At 37.7% G+C, this 18,151-nt stretch carries 8 protein-coding genes; 4 read left to right on the top strand and 4 right to left on the bottom strand.

Annotated elements, in window-relative coordinates; genetic code table 11:
* Nucleotides 1-12 precede the first annotated feature (12 nt).
* Entirely contained in the window at nt 13-1,305 is a 1,293-nt protein-coding gene (gene metK, locus ACPDG9_RS13270; protein ID WP_430528202.1) for a methionine adenosyltransferase, read from the bottom strand.
* Nucleotides 1,306-1,695: 390 nt separating this feature from the next.
* On the opposite strand from metK, the gene ACPDG9_RS13265 reads away from it, so the two are divergent.
* Together ACPDG9_RS13265 and ACPDG9_RS13260 are read left to right on the top strand one after the other, a co-directional pair.
* Complete coding sequence (locus ACPDG9_RS13265) at nt 1,696-2,334, top strand: carbonic anhydrase family protein (RefSeq protein WP_430528201.1); 639 nt, start codon at nt 1,696-1,698, stop codon at nt 2,332-2,334.
* An 11-nt stretch (nt 2,335-2,345) separates the two neighbouring features.
* Nucleotides 2,346-2,996, top strand: a complete 651-nt coding sequence (locus ACPDG9_RS13260) for a carbonic anhydrase (RefSeq protein WP_430528200.1) — start codon at nt 2,346-2,348, stop codon at nt 2,994-2,996.
* Here ACPDG9_RS13260 and ACPDG9_RS13255 read toward each other — a convergent pair.
* The 3 genes from ACPDG9_RS13255 to ACPDG9_RS13245 all read right to left on the bottom strand — a co-directional run bounded on the left by ACPDG9_RS13255 (nt 2,993) and on the right by ACPDG9_RS13245 (nt 8,260).
* Nucleotides 2,993-4,138, bottom strand: coding sequence for an LETM1-related biofilm-associated protein (locus tag ACPDG9_RS13255; RefSeq protein WP_430528199.1), 1,146 nt, complete (start codon nt 4,136-4,138; stop codon nt 2,993-2,995). The two genes, ACPDG9_RS13260 and ACPDG9_RS13255, sit on opposite strands and share 4 nt — an antisense overlap.
* A 53-nt stretch (nt 4,139-4,191) precedes the next feature.
* On the bottom strand, nt 4,192-5,556 hold the full coding sequence (rimK, locus tag ACPDG9_RS13250; protein ID WP_430528198.1) for a 30S ribosomal protein S6--L-glutamate ligase: 1,365 nt from the start codon (nt 5,554-5,556) through the stop codon (nt 4,192-4,194).
* Between the two features lie 145 nt (nt 5,557-5,701).
* Complete coding sequence (locus ACPDG9_RS13245) at nt 5,702-8,260, bottom strand: ATP-dependent Clp protease ATP-binding subunit (protein ID WP_430528197.1); 2,559 nt, start codon at nt 8,258-8,260, stop codon at nt 5,702-5,704.
* A gap of 472 nt (nt 8,261-8,732) precedes the next feature.
* On the opposite strand from ACPDG9_RS13245, the gene ACPDG9_RS13240 reads away from it, so the two are divergent.
* Both ACPDG9_RS13240 and ACPDG9_RS13235 read left to right on the top strand, forming a co-directional pair.
* A complete protein-coding gene (locus tag ACPDG9_RS13240; RefSeq protein ID WP_430528196.1) occupies nt 8,733-13,295 on the top strand; it encodes a gliding motility-associated C-terminal domain-containing protein in 4,563 nt (1,520 codons plus the stop codon).
* A gap of 171 nt (nt 13,296-13,466) precedes the next feature.
* Nucleotides 13,467-17,927, top strand: coding sequence for a gliding motility-associated C-terminal domain-containing protein (locus ACPDG9_RS13235; protein ID WP_430528195.1), 4,461 nt, complete (start codon nt 13,467-13,469; stop codon nt 17,925-17,927).
* Nucleotides 17,928-18,151 lie beyond the last annotated feature (224 nt).

Raw genomic sequence — 18,151 nt, 5'->3', positions numbered from 1 at the left:
TGCGCAGGCAAACTATAAATTAAAAGCTTTTTTAATGTCGTCTACACGGTCTAATTTCTCCCATGTAAACAATTCTACTTCTACCTGTTTTGTTTCTCCTCCAGGTCGTGTAAATGTCTTTGTAACTACTTGAGGTTTACGTCCCATGTGTCCGTAAGCAGCTGTTTCACTGTAAATCGGATTGCGCAGTTTTAAACTCGTCTCAATGAAGTAAGGACGTAAGTCGAATAATTCACTTACTTTTTTTGCAATCTCCCCATCGGTTACGTTTACTTTTGACGTTCCATAGGTGTTTACGTAAACTCCCGTTGGTTTTGCAATACCAATGGCGTAAGACACTTGCACCAATACTTCTTCTGCAACACCTGCGGCTACGAGGTTTTTCGCAATGTGACGTGTGGCATAAGCAGCACTTCGGTCAACTTTACTCGGGTCTTTTCCTGAAAAAGCACCTCCTCCGTGCGCTCCTTTTCCTCCATAGGTGTCAACGATAATCTTTCTTCCTGTAAGTCCCGTATCTCCGTGAGGTCCTCCAATAATGAAAACTCCAGTAGGATTGATCAAGAATTCAATCTCTTCTGTAGCTTCAAATAAGTATTGATATTGAGGGTATTTTGCTAGTACACGAGGAATTAAAACTGCAATGATGTCTTTTTTAATCTGTGCCTGCATTGCTGCTTCAGCTTTTGCTTTTGCCTCAGGAGTCCCGTCTGCTGCTTGAATAAAGTCATCATGTTGTGTAGATAATACAATCGTTACGATACGAACGGGCTTGTTATCATCGTTATATTCTAATGTAACCTGACTTTTAGCATCTGGGCGTAAGTAAGTTACCTCTTTGTTTTCTCTGCGGATGACTGCTAATTCTTGTAGTAATTTGTGTGATAAATCTAATGCTAAAGGCATATAGTCTTCCGTTTCTGTAGAAGCATAACCAAACATCATCCCTTGATCTCCCGCACCTTGGTCTTCTTTACTCGCGCGTTCTACTCCTTGGCTGATCTCTGCCGATTGCTCGTGAATCGCCGACAAAATACCACACGAATTTCCGTCAAACATATATTCACTCTTTGTGTAACCAATCTTGTTGATTACATCACGAGCAATTTGCTGTACGTCTAAATAGGTTTTTGATTTTACTTCTCCAGCAAGAATTACCTGCCCTGTAGTAACTAATGTCTCACATGCTACCTTTGATTCTAAATCAAAAGCCAAGAAATTGTCAATTAAAGCATCTGAAATTTGATCTGCAATTTTATCCGGATGTCCCTCACTTACAGATTCCGATGTGAAGTAATAAGCCATATGATTTGTTTTTTTTAATGTTTTAAAAAAAGAGGAAATGGCTAAAGTGAAGATACAATATATTCTGCTTTAGCATTTTTTACCGAGGTTGCAATCAGTACAAATTTTTCCTCCCGTGAAATTCACTGCAAATGTATCAACTATTTTTGAATCTATACAAATTTTGTTCTTTTTTATATTCCTCTTAACGATTATGTGATTTTTACTAATCCCAAGCAAATACACCTTTATATGAATTAGATATGAAAGATAAGGAGGTATAAAATCCTTAAAAAATGTTAGGTTTTTTTCAAATTGATAAAAATATAGAGGCTTATTGCTTTATTTATATTTTAAAAGCCATTTTTGGTTACATTTGTTTCGAATTATTATCGTATTAATCGCGTAAAAATGAGACTACATAATATAGACGATCAAAAGTCAATGACTCCGCAAATGGCGCTGTCTTTTCTAAAAGAAGGAAACAAACGCTTTGTTGAAAACTTAAAAGCACATGCGAATTTATTAGAGCAGGTGAATGAAACAAAGGAAAGTCAATTTCCCTTCGCTATTATCTTAAGTTGTATAGACAGTAGAACTTCAGCAGAGCTTATTTTTGACCAAGGATTAGGTGATGTATTTAGCACGCGAATCGCAGGGAATGTATTGAATGAAGATATCATAGGCTCTATGGAATTTGCCTGTAAATTAGCAGGATCCAAATTGATTATGGTGTTGGGACACTCCCATTGTGGGGCAATTACGGGGGCTTGTAAAGACGTTAAATTAGGTCATTTAAGCAATTTATTAGCTAAAGTAGATCCTGCTGTAGAGCACGTAAAAAGGTATTATCCTGAACTAGATGTTCAGTCCAAAGAAGGAGTAGATATGGTCGCCTTTTACAATGTGGAGTACACCATCAACCACATCTTAACCAAGAGTAGTGTGCTTTGTGAGATGTATGAAAAAGGCGAAATCGGTATCGTAGGGGCCTTTTATAAAGTCGAAACAGGGGAAGTAGATTTCGTCAAAGAAATGTTTGTTGAATAAAAAAAGAAGTTTTGAAGCACAACGAATTTTACAAAAAAATATTAGAAAATAACAAAGCTTGGGTTGAAGAAAAACTAGCCATTAATCCCGAGTATTTCAAGCGTTTATGTCACAGACAAACCCCTCCTGTATTATGGATTGGTTGTTCAGATAGCCGTGTACCTGCGAATGAAATCATCGGTGCTGAACCTGGTGATGTATTTGTACACCGAAATATTGCCAATATGGTCATTCACTCGGATATGAATATGTTGAGCGTATTGGATTATGCCGTAAATATCCTCAAAGTAACCAATATTATTGTATGTGGGCATTATGGTTGTGGTGGAGTAGAAGCAGCGATGAAAAACGAATCCTACGGTTTGATTGACAATTGGATTCGACACATCAAAACCGTGTATCGCTTGCACAATGTCGAACTAGACGGTATAGAAGATACGACAATGCGATTTAATCGCTTTGTGGAACTCAATGTACAAGAACAAGTATACGACCTAGCAAAAACCTCCATCGTTCAAGGCGCTTGGGCTAGAAATCAAGAGTTGAGTATTCACGGATGGGTGTATGGACTAAACTCTGGGTATGTGACAGATTTAGAGGTAAATGTAACCAGTAATCAAGACCTAGACGAAGTGTATCAACTTCGATTTAAAAAGATTTAATCCGACTCCAAATTCTCGTTAAATGAGGATGGTAGGAGAGAAGGAATAAATTTTAAAATAATAGGAAGTAATATAGTGCCACCTGGCAATAGAAATATCGCAAGAGAAGGAATGGTTTTAATCACCTCAAGGGTTTGTTTTTTGATCAATTTCTTTTCTTGCATATCTAAATTTCGATGGGTAGAATCCATCAATAACTGCATCAACTGCTTGTTTTTTTGAATCTCTTTCAAGATTCGCCCTTTATTTCTACTGACTAAAAACTCGACATAATTCGTTGAATTATTGATCATATTGTTGAATAAATTAGACGACTTGAGAAAGACGTAATTGTAGTCGTTTTGTTGGACAAAGCGCATAAAACACGTGCGACTGTCTTCGATTTGCTCTGCAGAAAAGGATAAGCGCTCAAAAGGCGCAACCTCACAATTGGGAAGGGTTAGCGTTTTCGTTTCGTTATTCCAAGAACTACACAGTACAAGATCAAGTAAAATACTCATCTCTAAATAGGAAGATTGCACTTCCATAATTTCGTCTATCGAGAAATCATTGGGATTGTCTACGCGGTGGAGATCCGCATTCTTTTGATGATTCGTTTGGTTTAAAATCGCTTGAATTAAATCTTCGATGTAAACGTGGTATAGATTAGGGTGTATTTTTCCTGCTAAATATGTCTCAAACGTCAATAAATAGATGGATAATACAAGTAAATTCAACGCAATAGAATTGCTTTTGGACTGAGAAAAAAAGTTTTCTTTCCACTTGATGGCAAATAAGTGTTCTAATCGGGCATAGGTGTTTTTATCCTCAAATAAACTGGTAAAAAAGTTCGTTTTATGCGGAACAAATAGCTGATAAAAATCGAGTAATTGTCGAATGAATTCTTCTGTACTATGGGTGGGATATTGGAAGAAGTAAATTTTTTCCAATAGCTGTAAAAAGCAGATTTTAGCGAACTCTTCTTGTGTATAGTTAAAAGACGTATAAATATCAGGAAAACCACTTGCATTAATTTGACCAAAGCTAAAGCCTGTTGTTCTAATCTCATGCGCAAGTTCTTCTACATTCGTTGCTTTGAAAATGGCGTATTTATCGTGTTCTGCAAAGTATTTTTTTATCCAGCCAGTTGTTGAGGGATTCATAACTCTAAATTGCGTTTATAAGGGAGGTAAGAAATAGCTTGAGGGCTATTTCCTTACCATTTAACTTGTTTTTCAATTGCTTTAATCATCTCAGAGGCAATGTCTTTATTGGTTGCTCCTTCAATACCTTCTAATCCTGGAGAAGAGTTTACTTCCAGTAAGAGTGGTCCTTTAGCAGATCGAATAATATCAACACCGGCAACTTTTAAATTCATCGCTTTCGCAGCGCGAATCGCAATGCGCTTTTCTTCGGGGGTTACCTTGATGATAGAAGCTGTTCCTCCTAAGTGGATATTCGCTCTAAATTCTCCCGGAACCGCTTCGCGCTGTATGGCGGCAACAACTTTTCCATCGACTACAAAACAACGAATGTCTTTTCCATTCGCTTCTTTGATGAATTCTTGTACTAAGATATTGGCATTTAAACTCTTGAAAGCGTTGATAACACTTTCAGCCGCTTTTTTCGTTTCCGCTAATACAACTCCTTTTCCTTGTGTGCCCTCTAATAATTTGACAATGAGTGGGCTACCACCGACCATTTTGATCAAGTCATTGGTGTCTAATGGAGAGTTGGCAAAACCCGTTGTAGGAATGTCAATGCCATGATTTAAAAGCAGTTGTAATGAGAATAATTTATCTCGTGATTGTGCAATAGCAGCAGCACTGTTTAGACTGTACACCTTTAAGGATTCGAAATGACGAGTCAAGGCACACCCATAATAGGTCATACTAGGTCTAATACGCGGAATAACCGCATCAAAGTCATTCAATACACGACCACCTCTATAGTGAATTTCCGGTTGATTGGCATCTAATTTCATGTAGCAGTACTTTAAGTTTAAGAAGTGCATTTCATGTCCTCTTAGCTCTCCTGCTTCAATGATGCGCTTATTGCTATATAATTCGGGATTACTTGCGAGCAACCCAATGCGTAAGCCACTTTTAGCTTCTTTGGGTTTGTTGTAGTATTCGTCTAATTTCTCTGTTGTTGGTTGTCCAAGTAAGAAGTTTTTTTCTGGATCGACTAAAATACGACCGCCCATCGCTTCTCTTCCCAATAACATGCGATACCCCATAGAGTCTCTATTGGTTAAGGTTAACTCAATCTCCCAAGACATTTCTCCTAAACCAAGTACCGTACGGATTACATAGCGAGATTCTCTAGATCCACTAGAGCTCTTGACGATTCTTTTATCCACTATCTTAGCTTCACAATGGATGATTGTTTTTCCGTTATTTTGCAAGGGATTTACATCAAACTTGACCCATTTTTCACCGTCTTTTTCAAAAGGACTAATGTTTACCGCATGTAAAGCAGATGTCTTAGCTCCTGAGTCTACACGGGCTTTAATCGCAGGGATATTTAATGTAGAGAAAGAACACCATTCTTCACTACCAACAATGAGTTTATCTACCATTTTATTTAATTATTCAAATGCGAAAGTACTACTTTAAAGTAATTGCTATGATCTAATATAAGATAAAATAATAAAAAATAACGTTTAAATAACAGCAGAGAAAAAATTAGAATAAAAACCACTGAAAATAAAAAGAAAAAACCTGCTAATTAGCAGGTTTTTTTGTTTTTATCTTGATCGTTAAAGCATCTCCAGTTTCATCTTTGGGTGCATCTAATGTGATGGTATCTCCAACGGTGATTTTCGAGTTGACGATTTCTTCAGCAATTGGATCTTCAATGTACTTTTGAATCGCTCTTTTCAGTGGGCGAGCTCCATATTGCTTGTCAAATCCTTTGTCAGCAATGAAATTCTTCGCTTTGTCGGTTAGAATTAATTTGTAACCTAAGTCGTCAATGCGTTGAAATAATTTAGCCAATTCAATGTCAATAATCGCGTTAATATGCTCTTTTTCTAGTGAATTAAACACAACAATATCGTCGATTCGATTTAAAAACTCAGGAGCAAAGGCTTTTTTCAAAGCACTTTCAATAACCGATTTACTGTGTTGATCCGTTTGCTCTTTACGGGCTTGTGTACCAAAACCGACACCTTGACCAAAATCTTTCAATTGACGTACACCAATATTCGAAGTCATCACGATAATTGTATTTCTAAAGTCGACTTTTCGACCTAAACTGTCCGTTAAATGTCCGTCGTCCAATACTTGTAAAAGCATATTGAAGATATCTGGATGCGCTTTTTCAATTTCATCAAATAGAATGACGCTATACGGTTTTCTGCGGATCTTTTCCGTTAACTGTCCACCTTCTTCATATCCTACATAACCTGGAGGCGCTCCAATTAAACGAGAAAGCGCAAATTTCTCCATGTACTCACTCATGTCAATTCGAATTAGTGCATCTTCCGAGTCAAAGAGCTCTTTGGCAATCACTTTGGCTAATTGCGTTTTACCAACTCCTGTTTGCCCTAAGAAGATAAAGGATCCAATCGGTTTGTTCGGGTCTTTTAATCCCGCTCTATTGCGTTGAATAGCCTTGGCAATTTTGCCAACAGCCTCGTCTTGTCCGATAACTTTGCCCTTGATAATCGCTGGTAAATTAGCCAATTTATTGATCTCTTTTTCGGCAATTCGATTCACCGGTATTCCTGTCATCATAGAGACCACATCCGCAACGTCGTCTTCTGTAATGAGAATGCGATTGTCTTTTACCTCTTTTTCCCAAGCTTCTTGAGCGATATCAAGCTCTTTTTCGATATTCTTTTCTCGATCTCTCAGGTTAGCCGCTTCTTCGTATTTCTGTTTTTGAACCATGAGGTTCTTGTTCTCGCGAACTTCTTCCAATTCTTGTTCGAGGTCTAGAATGTTTTTGGGAACATTGATATTTGTAATGTGCACACGAGAGCCGACTTCATCCAACGCATCAATTGCCTTGTCTGGTAAGAATCGATCCGTCATATAACGGTTGGTTAACTTCACACAAGCATCAATCGCCTCATCAGTATAACTAACGTTGTGGTGACTTTCGTATTTGTCTTTGATATTGTGTAAGATTGTGATCGTTTCGTCTATCGAAGTAGGTTCAACCAATACTTTTTGGAAACGACGCTCTAATGCGCCATCTTTTTCGATGTGCTGTCTAAACTCATCTAGTGTTGTAGCACCTATACATTGAATCTCCCCTCGTGCTAAAGCCGGTTTGAACATATTCGACGCATCCAGTGATCCTGTAGCACCACCAGCACCTACAATGGTGTGGATTTCGTCAATAAACAGAATGATATCGGTGTTTTTCTCCAACTCATTCATGACCGCTTTCATGCGCTCCTCAAATTGACCTCTGTACTTTGTGCCCGCAACTAAACTTGCCAAGTCAAGGGTTACCACGCGCTTGTTAAACAGAACACGAGATACCTTTTTTTGGATGATTTTTAGCGCTAAGCCTTCTGCAATAGCCGATTTTCCAACTCCAGGTTCACCGATAAGTAAAGGGTTGTTTTTCTTTCTACGACTTAAGATTTGCGAAACACGCTCGATTTCCTTCTCGCGACCCACTACGGGATCTAACTTGCCTTCAATGGCCATTTCCGTCAAATCTCTACCGAAATTATCGAGCACAGGAGTCTTACTCTTTTTATTGGGTAAATTTCCTTGAGTGTCAGCTTTTTTACTCGAAGAACTGTCATTTTGTCCTGATTCTTCAAAGGTTTCCGCTTTGGGACTGTGAAAAATGTCCTCGCTATCCGATTCTTTCTTCTCGTCAGAAAGAAATTCAACATAGTATTTTTTAACATTTTCGTAATCCACGTTCATTTTGTTTAAAATCTGAGTGATCGGATCTTCGTTATTTTTTAATATACACAACAATAAATGAGCAGAAGTTACTTCAATATTTTTGAATACCTTAACTTCAAGGTACGTCAAACGCAAAGCTCGTTCTGCTTGTTTGGTAAGATATAGTGATCCTTTCTCGTTTACCGCTGTTTTAGTAGAAGAATAGGGGGTTAAGTTCTCAACTTTATGTCTTAAAAAGTCAATATCTACCTCCAGATTTTGGAGGATTGTCGATCCTTCACCTTGCTCAATTCTCAATAAGGCTAACAGAAAGTGTTCCGTTCCTATAAAGTCATGACCTAGACGCAATGCCTCGTCCTTACTAAAGGAAATAACATCTTTAATTTCTTGTGAAAAATTTTCGTCCATATTAACTGAATTTAGGTGATTATTTGTTTCTATACTATAGTAAAGGCAAAAAGCATACCTACTTGTCTTTTCTTGCCCTTCTGTCATATGCTAATTGACAAAAAAAAACTGGTATATAAAAATATTCCATGCTCTTTTTTTATTGGACATCAGGATAAAATAACGAGAAAATATCTCCTGTATTATTATTGTGGAAGGAACTAAACTTTTTGTTGGCCTTGTCATTGATTATTTGTGTAAATAAAAGGGGGATTCGATATAGGTATTGAATAAAAGTTGTTTTGAAGTTAAAATACAGCTTAATTAATAGGTGTGTAGTGGATTTAGTTTCTTTCAACTCTATGTTTTTAATTAAAATTAACTAACTTTAAGTTTTTATTTAGATTTTTAAGAATATTTTACTATTTTGGTTCAGGGTAGATAGCGGATAACAAACCGAGTTGTATCATAAGGTTATTAATAGAAGATTTATATGAAGAATAATCAATATTGTCAATATACAGTAGTTTTTTTGTTTTTGATTTTTAGTACAATGTCTGTGTTTAAAGGATATAGTCAAACGAATCCGGGATCCGGCTCATCTACTTCCTTACAAGATCCCAATAGCATTTGTTCGCAGGTCTTTACAGAACTGCCCTTTGTGGAGCTTTTTTCTGATCTTTCACCTACTTTAGGTTGTTGGCGTGCGATCAATAACAATAACGATCGAGTGACTTGGGAAATTCCTCAGGTCAATAGTACAACAAGAAGAGGGAATGTAGGAATGGTTGTAAATCCTAGTAATCCACAACCAGATGATTGGTTAATTTCTCCTCGAATTCGCGTAAATGGCAATCAAAGGGTGCGCTTTTCATATTTTCAACCCACTCCAAATGACGGTCCACAAATACGAACATTATCTAATATGCAAATACGTGTAAGTAAGTTAGGTAGCGTAAACAATTCCTATTTGATTGAAGAGTTTGTTTATGAGGTTACTTATCGATTGTTGTATTCTGATAATATTGGCTTCCAAGAGATGATATTTGATTTAGTAGATCATCGTACAGGAATTCCTATCTCAGGAGATATTAATATCGCATTCCATATGGTAGACAATCAATATGGGAGAAGTGATGTGACGAATTACTTCGTGATTGATAACTTTGTTGTAGAAGATATTCCAAGTACAGGTACTTTTAAACCGGCTGTAGATCTTCCTTATGAAACAGGGTTTGAGGAAGAAAATGATTTTAATCTATGGAATGATTTTACTGATCAATGGACCATTGGTCCTGCGGTAAACAATGGAGGGGAAAATGCGATGTATATAACAAATGATGGAGGAGTAAGTAATGATTATACGTTAGGCGCAGCCCAAGCTTCACATGCTTTTATCGATATTAATATACCTCCTGATCGCAATACGTTGCATGTTGATTTTGATTTGCGTTCCTTGGGATTTGAAGGACAAACTTGGAATGATTATTTTAGTACTGGGTTTTTGCTGTGGCTTTTTTCGGCTAATGAACATAATCCTGTTGCGAGAATTCCATATTTACACTATAGAAGACATAGAGATCATGGATGGAGTGGATTTGCAACGTTTCTAAATATTTATGCTGATCAGCATTTGAAAGATCCCCCTGCTGAATTTGAAAGAATTACCCTGAGTATTCCTTGGGAGCCAGATGATGATATGCCTAACTTTATTTACAATGGAATAAGAGGGGGAACGGCAAGGTTAGATTTTGAATTTGTCAGCGGAATCGAAGAGGAAAAACGAGTTGCTGTAGCCATAGATAACCTAAATATCTATACGTCTTGTACGCTTGACATAGAAAGCAGAGAAAGCAATCCAGATGGACCTCGCCCTTTTGTTTTACTTGATTATGATGAAGACACATTTACACCGACAAGCTTTTCTATCCAAGATATCCGAATTAGAGATTCAGTTTATGAGGCGATGTTTCCACGTCCTAATAGGGGATCACGAAGTTTGCTTGGCTATCGATTTGATGTAATCATTTCTCCTGTACCTGTTGAAGATCCTGATAATCATCCTCTTACATTTACTAATATCTATCTTGGGGTTATGGTTACTGGATTGGATCCTATGATTAGAAATTACCATGTGTATTTTAGACCCTTGTGTATTTCTGATACTGGAGAGATAACCTATGGAGAATGGGATTATTATACAGTAAGAAAACCACAAGTTTCTGCAGAGTTACCGTTCGTAGAAGATTTTGAAAATTCATACCTTTATGATCATTGGGATGGTATGGGGCCTTATAATTCATTTAGTGCTGAAACAAATATGTGGTGGATAGGTGAAGCCGTTGCTTATGAGGGGAATCAAGCGCTCTATATTTCTGATGATGAACATGGAGAAACGTATCATTATGAAACAACAGCATCCCATACAATCAATCAAGCTCAAGTTTTAAGGAAATTAATCATCCCTGAAGATGCCGTAGAAACTTATGTGTCCTATTATTATCAGGTAAATGGAGAGTTTAGGGCGGATCAACCGCTAGATTATTTTTGGAATGACATAAAATACACAGAATGGGTTGAAGTGAATAATGCTTTAGTACTTAGGGAGATTTCTCAACAAAGAGGACAACCTTTTTATGTGGATTCAAATGGTTGGCAGAGAGAGACTAATGTGATGGATGTTTTAGAATCAATGGTAGATCGCGAAATCAATCCTTATGTGAATTTTAGGTTTTTATGGGTGTATAATTCGGAAAATGGCACTCAGCCGCCTGCTGCGATAGACAAAGTGAAAGTTATGGCGAGTAGTTGTTATATGCCTATCAGTGCAGAAGCTAATTTTGTAGAAGGGACAAATAATATAGAACTCTCTTGGGAGCCAAGAGGGGAAGAAAATCAGTGGGAAATTTTTGTTACTGAACTAGGGGAGGAAGGACCTGAACCTGAAGATCGCGGAGTTTTAGTTACTGGAGATCCTTCTCATCTTATTCAGGATGTGGAAGAAGGGAAACACTTTGTTTTTTATGTCAGAGCAGTATGTGGTGAAACCTTATACGAACGAAGCTTTTGGCGAGGACCAGTAGAGTACTTCTACTCAATCGATACGCCTTGTTTAGATATAACGAAAGAAGATCTCGATTTTCCGACCAGTGATTCGGGGGACTACATAATCTGTGATGATACCTCTATTCAGACCACATTAAAAGTGGATTATGGCAATAGCCGTGGTACAGATGATTACTATTATAAAGCTATTGATTATGTACCTCTTTATCCTTTTGTGGATCAAGGAAGAACAGATCTAACAGGAGAGGATCAGTGGTCAGAAGCGATAGCGTTAGGTTTTAATTTCTGTTTCTTTGATCAGGTGTATGACAAAGTACTCTTGACTACTAATGGTGTGATGTCTTTTAGTATAGAGGGAGAAACAGTGAATGGGCAATATGCTCCAGGAAGTGAGAGTTCCGGAGTTTTGGAAAAAGAACTGATCAATGGTACCCCTGAGGATGCTCCGTTTTTGGATGCTATCTTTGGTGCTATGCAAGATTTAGACTTACAAAATTCACCTGTAGATGCGTCTGTGAATTATAAAGTATATGGAGAATTTCCGTGTCGTGCTTTTGTCTTTAATACCTATCATGTGGCCCTTAAAGGTGAAGCGTATGACGTGGGTAATATTGAGGGAACTACACAAACTTCACAAATTGTATTGTATGAAAGTACCAATACGATTGAAGTATACCTTAAAAAAAGACCAATTGCGGCTTCTGATAGCGAGTTAAATAACCGCAATAGCGTTATTGGAATTATTAATCACGATGGTTCAATGGCGAGAAATCCTTTTTATAGAAATACAGGAAATTGGAGAGCTGAAGAGGAAGCATGGCGCTTTGTTCCAAGGGGTGAATCTCGTGTGGAACTTCAATGGTATAGAAATGGTGAGGAATATGCAACAACACCTGTCATCGATGTATGGATTGATGATGAAGTGGAATATACCGCTAAAGTAACCTATTCACTATGCGAAGGAAACGAAGTTGTTTTGGAAGAGAATTTTAACTTTATAAAAGAAGATTTTGATGTTTCAGCGCTTCCAACTTTCAAAATCTGTAGTAATAAAGAAGGAGAAACAGCTATAGCTGTTGTTGATATCAACGATTATATTGATCCTATTCTTGAGCATATAAATGCAACAGCGGCCGATTTTACTATTGAATTCTATGATGATGAAATACTAGAAAATTCTGTAACAGAACCTATTAGGCTTAGGGGAGAACGAATAGTTTATGTAAAAGTAACGAGTAAAGTAAGTGGATGTGTCAGATCAGGAAGCTTGAAGTTAATCCAAATTCCACCAGTGGAACTAGCTATACTACCGAATGTAGAGGTTTGTAAAGCTTATGTCTTACCTAAAGTAGAAGAGGGAGCTGCATTTTATACGAAACCTTTCGGAGAAGGGGATCGATATGAAACAGGATATGTGTTTGATCAAATTGGAACTACTCAACTCTATGTGTACAAACAGACAGAAGAAGGTTGTGAAGGACAATCGACCTTTACAGTAGTGATACATGAGGAAGCTATTGCGATGCAAATTGAAAATCAGAATTTGGAGTGTGAAACTTTTGTATTGCCGCAACCTTTAAAATACAACCGCTATTTCACCAGACCTCATGGTCAGGGATTGGAATTACAACCAGGTCAGGAGATCTTAATGCCGATGGAGATCTTCATCTATGCGAAAAATGGCTCCGCTCAAGTGGAGTGCATTGATGAAAGTAGCTTCAAAGTCAATTATGATGATTGTCCTTTGCCGAAGGGAATCTCTCCAAATGGCGATGGTCTGAATGAATCACTTGATTTAAGTGGTCACGGTATCTCGCAGATTAAGATTTTTAACCGGGATGGAGTAGAAGTTTATTCACATGGACGAGGCTATAAAAAACAGTGGTATGGACAGAATAAATCCGGTAAGATGTTGCCATCAGGCACCTATTACTACATTTTGACCTCTCATGGTAAACAACGCACAGGATGGATACAGTTGATGTATTAATACTAAATGAAGTATAAAAAAACAAAGTTTGCATCTCTATTTAATTATGTAAAAATTAACTAAAAATAACTTATTGTTAAGTTTTTAAAGTATAATTTGTTATTTTAGTGGATTGATAGCTGAATGATTTTCTAATTCAGTTAGTTAGATAATAAATGATGGTGTATTTATATGAAAAATAAAGGGCTTTTGATATGGGTGTTAGCAGTAGTGCTGTTTACCTATAGTACAATACAGGCAATGGAAGTGCTAAGTAAGCAAGATGTGGGTTTAAACAGGTCCACTTTATTGCAGGATGTACCTAATGTTTGTCCACAGCTTATCACAGCTTTGCCCTTTGTTGAAGTTTTTTCACCAGAATCTTTGACGGTAGGGTGTTGGACCGTTATTAATAATAATAACGATGAAATAACATGGGATGTTCCCTATATCCCTGGTGGATCTAGAAATCCCTCGGCCTCAATACGCATTGAAGGAAGTATAAGCAATGCGGATGATTGGTTGATTTCACCAAGAATCCGCGTAAATGGACACCAACGCTTGCGTTTTTCTTATCATATGATTACAAGGATTGGTGTGCCTATCCAGACCCGAACAAATATGGAAATATTGGTTAATCGATTAGGGCCTGTGAATGGCAATTTTCTGTTAGAAGAATTTACACATAAAATTACACCTATTATCCAATATAGAGAAACAGGTGATTATGTTGAGATTATTTATGATTTAGTTGATCAACGAACGGGTCTTCCTATTACTGGAGATATAAATATTGCTTTTCACGTCACAGGAAGACAGGAAGGAAGTGAGCGGTTATATTTGGATAATATTGTCGTAGAAAATATTCCGTCTGGGAATAATCTAACGCTTCATTCTCCAGTGGATCTTCCGTATTCAACCGATTTTGAAAGTCCTTCTTCTTTTAATTTTATGAATGATACTCAAAATACTTGGGTTATTGGTTCTGCTATAGAAAATGGGGGCGCTCATTCTTTATATGTAACGAATGATGGAGGGGTACACAATGACTATACTCGAGATATATTGCAAACGTCTCATGCTTATGTTGATTTTAATATGCCCAACAATCGAGAAACAATACACCTTGATTTTGATTTGAGATCTCTTGGAAATGAGGGAGGCACAGGCAAGTGGCAAGATTATTTCAAAACGGGTTTTGAAGTACGCTTGTTAAATGGACAGTATCATGTCCCTGTTGCTCGCATTCCAATTAGTCATTATAGTACAAACTTTGGTTCTGGATGGGGATTGTCTAGTAGGAGAGTACAGTATGGAGATTCGGAAGTAAAGGATCCTCCTGCAGAATTTGAACGAGTTCAAATCAGTATACCATGGAGTGAAACAGCTGACGAAAATGAAATTCGAGGGGGAATAGGTCGATTTAATTTTCAGTGGAGTGGTGGCTATGATTCAGATGGGGTCATTGCGGTAGCTATCGATAATATTAATATATATCTGACTTGTGATCTTGTTATACGAGATCGAGAAAATTATCCGAATGAATCTCGCCCTAGCTTAATTATTGAGAATATCACAACAAACTCGTTTAGCATTGTAGCTGCGAGTGTGAATTATCTAACAGAGGTAAATATTAATGCTTATTTGTACGATTTGATTGTGTCAGATGTGGAAATTCCTTTAGAGAGTTTAGGAGATACTAGTGTACCAACACATCCGGATGTCTATTTTGACTATGAGATAACGGGATTATCTCCACTACAACGGGATCATTATGTGTACTTTAGACCTAAGTGTGTTTCAAGTACAGAAACAGTCAGCTATGGCGATTGGGATGTTCAAGTGGTTCGTACCCTTCAACAACCTGCAGAATTGCCGTTTCGAGATGGCTTTGAAGATGATAACGCTTATCAATGGGACACTGAATCAATATTAAATCGCTGGATTGTAGGTGAGGCAGTTCATTTTTCTGGTGATCGCTCTCTGTATATTTCTGATGATTTAGGAGAGAGTTACCACTATACTACGAATACACCGAATGGAATTGCTACAACCTCAAGAAGAGAGCTTATTATTCCAGCGAATGCGAGAGAACTTTATGTCGCTTATGACTATCAGGTAAATGGCGAATTTAGAAGTGACTCACCTCGAGATTATTTTACTAATTTTATTAATTATATCGATTTAGAATTGCCTACTTCAGAGCCTAATCGTCGAAGAACACTAGATATTGGAGAACCTTTTTACGTGGATTCGAATGGTTGGCAAAGGGAAGTTCAAATTTCCGATATTCCTTTAGGCATGGAAAATCAAGTGGTTTCATTTATTTATAAATGGTACAATGATGATCAAAATGGTGTTCAACCACCAGCAGCCATTGATGATGTCGTGGTAATGGCGAGTGGCTGTTTGAGTCCGATTAATTTAGCGGCAACTTTTATAGCGGGAACTACCGATGTGGAGCTTTCATGGGAAGCTCAAGGCGACGAGACACAGTGGGAAGTGTTTATTATTGAAGAAGGAGAAGCAATGCCCGAACCTGAAGATCGCGGAATTTTAGTTGAAGATACGCCCTCTTATATAGTTACAACCGTAGAAGAAGGGAAACATTATCTCTTTTATGTCCGAGCGATTTGTGGAGAAGGAGAATTTCTGCGTAGTTTTTGGAGAGGACCAAAAGAGTATTTCTACGCTGTAGATACCTCGTGTATTGATTTGACAAAAGAAGATCTCGATTTGCCAACCAGTGATTCGGGGGACTATATAATCTGCGAGGATACCTCTATTCAGACCACATTAAAAGTGGATTATGGCAATAGCCGTGCAACAGATGATTATTATTACAAAGCCATTGATTATGCGCCACTTTATCCTTTTGTTGATCAAGGAAGCACAGAAATAACAGGAGATGATCAGTGGTCAGAGGCAGTAGATTTAGGTTTTAACTTCTGCTTCTATGGCAATACTTATAGCAAAGTACTGTTGACCACGAATGCCGTGATGTCCTTTAGTATTGAGGGGGAAACAGCGAATGGTCAGTATGCACCAGGTAGTGAGAGTTCAGGAGTTTTGGAAAAAGAACTGATCAATGGTACCCCTGAGGATGCTCCGTTTTTGGATGCTATCTTTGGTGCTATGCAAGATTTAGATTTACAAAACTCACCTGCAGACGCTTCTGTAAATTATAAAGTATATGGAGAATTCCCGTGTCGTGCTTTTGTCTTTAATACCTACCATGTAGCTCTTGAAGGTGAAGCATATGACGAGGAAAATATTGAGGGGACTACTCAAACGTCTCAAATTGTACTATATGAAAATATCAATACGATAGAAGTGTACCTCAAAAAAAGGCCGATTGCGGCTTCTGGAAACGAAGAGAATAACCGCAACAGTGTCATTGGTATTGTCAATGAGAATGGATCCAAAACTCGTACTCCATTTACTCGAAATACTGGTAATTGGAGAGCAGCAGAAGAAGCTTGGCGTTTTGCGCCTAATGGGGATTCTGTCGTCGAATTACAATGGTATAGAAATGGAGAAGAATATGCTACAACACCTGCTATTGATGTATTGATTGACGATGAAGTTGAATACATCGCTAAAGTGACGTATTCCCTATGTGAGGGAAATGAAATCGTATTAGAAGAAAAATACAACTTTATAAAAGAGGATTTTGATGTTTCAGTCCTCCCTGATTTGCACGCATGTAGTAATAGACAAGGGAATACGAAAGTTGCAGAGATAGATCCTTCGAGTTACAACTCGGTTATCTATGAACATTTAGCATCTACAGATGAGTTCTTTAAAGTAGAATATTTCGCTGATCAAAGTTTAGAACAAGCTATTGTAGGAACTGTTAAAATCAAAGGTCGTCAAACAGTATATGTGAAGGTTATTAGTTTAGCTACAGGATGTTTTAAAGTAGGGAGTTTTGATTTAATCCAAATTCCACCAGTGGAACTAGCTATACTACCGAATGTAGAGGTTTGTAAAGCTTATGTCTTACCTAAAGTAGAAGAGGGAGCTGCATTTTATACGAAACCTTTCGGAGAAGGGGATCGATATGAAACAGGATATGTGTTTGATCAAATTGGAACTACTCAACTCTATGTGTACAAACAGACAGAAGAAGGTTGTGAAGGACAATCGACGTTTACAGTAGTGATACATGAGGAAGCTATTGCGATGCAAATTGAAGATCAAGATTTAGCGTGTGAAACTTTTGTATTGCCGCAACCTTTAAAATACAACCGTTATTTCACCAGACCTCATGGTCAGGGATTGGAATTACAACCAGGTCAGGAGATCTTAATGCCGATGGAGATCTTTATCTATGCGAAAAATGGCTCCGCTCAAGTGGAGTGTATTGATGAAAGTAGCTTCAAAGTCAATTATGATGATTGTCCTTTACCGAAGGGAATCTCTCCAAATGGCGATGGTCTGAATGAATCACTTGATTTAAGTGGTCACGGTATCTCGCAGATTAAGATTTTTAACCGGGATGGAGTAGAAGTTTATTCACATGGACGAGGCTATAAAAAACAGTGGTATGGACAGAATAAATCCGGTAAGATGTTGCCATCAGGCACCTATTACTACATTTTGACCTCTCATGGTAAACAACGCACAGGATGGATACAATTGATGTATTAAAACATGCAAAATAAAGGGTATAGTACAAAAAAGCTTGGGTTTTAACTCAAGCTTTTTTTTGTAGGTCGTTTAACAGTTAACGGTTAACGGTTAACGGTAGATTTTTCTGAAATAGAAAGTACGTCACTCACTCCCGTCACTCACTCCCGTCATGTCACCTCGACGCAGGAGAAATCGGAGCGAAGCGAAAATCGGAGCGTAGCGTAGATTCATCGAACACCAAA

The sequence above is a fragment of the Myroides sp. C6-3 genome, assembly GCF_050522425.1.
Classification (GTDB): domain Bacteria; phylum Bacteroidota; class Bacteroidia; order Flavobacteriales; family Flavobacteriaceae; genus Flavobacterium.
This window is presented reverse-complemented; position numbering and strand designations above follow the sequence as displayed.

Excerpts from the sequence above, each read along its gene's own strand:
- metK (WP_430528202.1), bottom strand. The coding sequence starts at position 1,305 with ATGGCTTATTACTTCACATCGGAATCTGTAAGTGAGGGACATCCGGAT.
- ACPDG9_RS13265 (WP_430528201.1), top strand. The coding sequence starts at position 1,696 with ATGAGACTACATAATATAGACGATCAAAAGTCAATGACTCCGCAAATG.
- ACPDG9_RS13255 (WP_430528199.1), bottom strand. The coding sequence starts at position 4,138 with ATGAATCCCTCAACAACTGGCTGGATAAAAAAATACTTTGCAGAACAC.
- rimK (WP_430528198.1), bottom strand. The coding sequence starts at position 5,556 with ATGGTAGATAAACTCATTGTTGGTAGTGAAGAATGGTGTTCTTTCTCT.
- ACPDG9_RS13245 (WP_430528197.1), bottom strand. The coding sequence starts at position 8,260 with ATGGACGAAAATTTTTCACAAGAAATTAAAGATGTTATTTCCTTTAGT.
- ACPDG9_RS13240 (WP_430528196.1), top strand. The coding sequence starts at position 8,733 with ATGAAGAATAATCAATATTGTCAATATACAGTAGTTTTTTTGTTTTTG.
- ACPDG9_RS13235 (WP_430528195.1), top strand. The coding sequence starts at position 13,467 with ATGAAAAATAAAGGGCTTTTGATATGGGTGTTAGCAGTAGTGCTGTTT.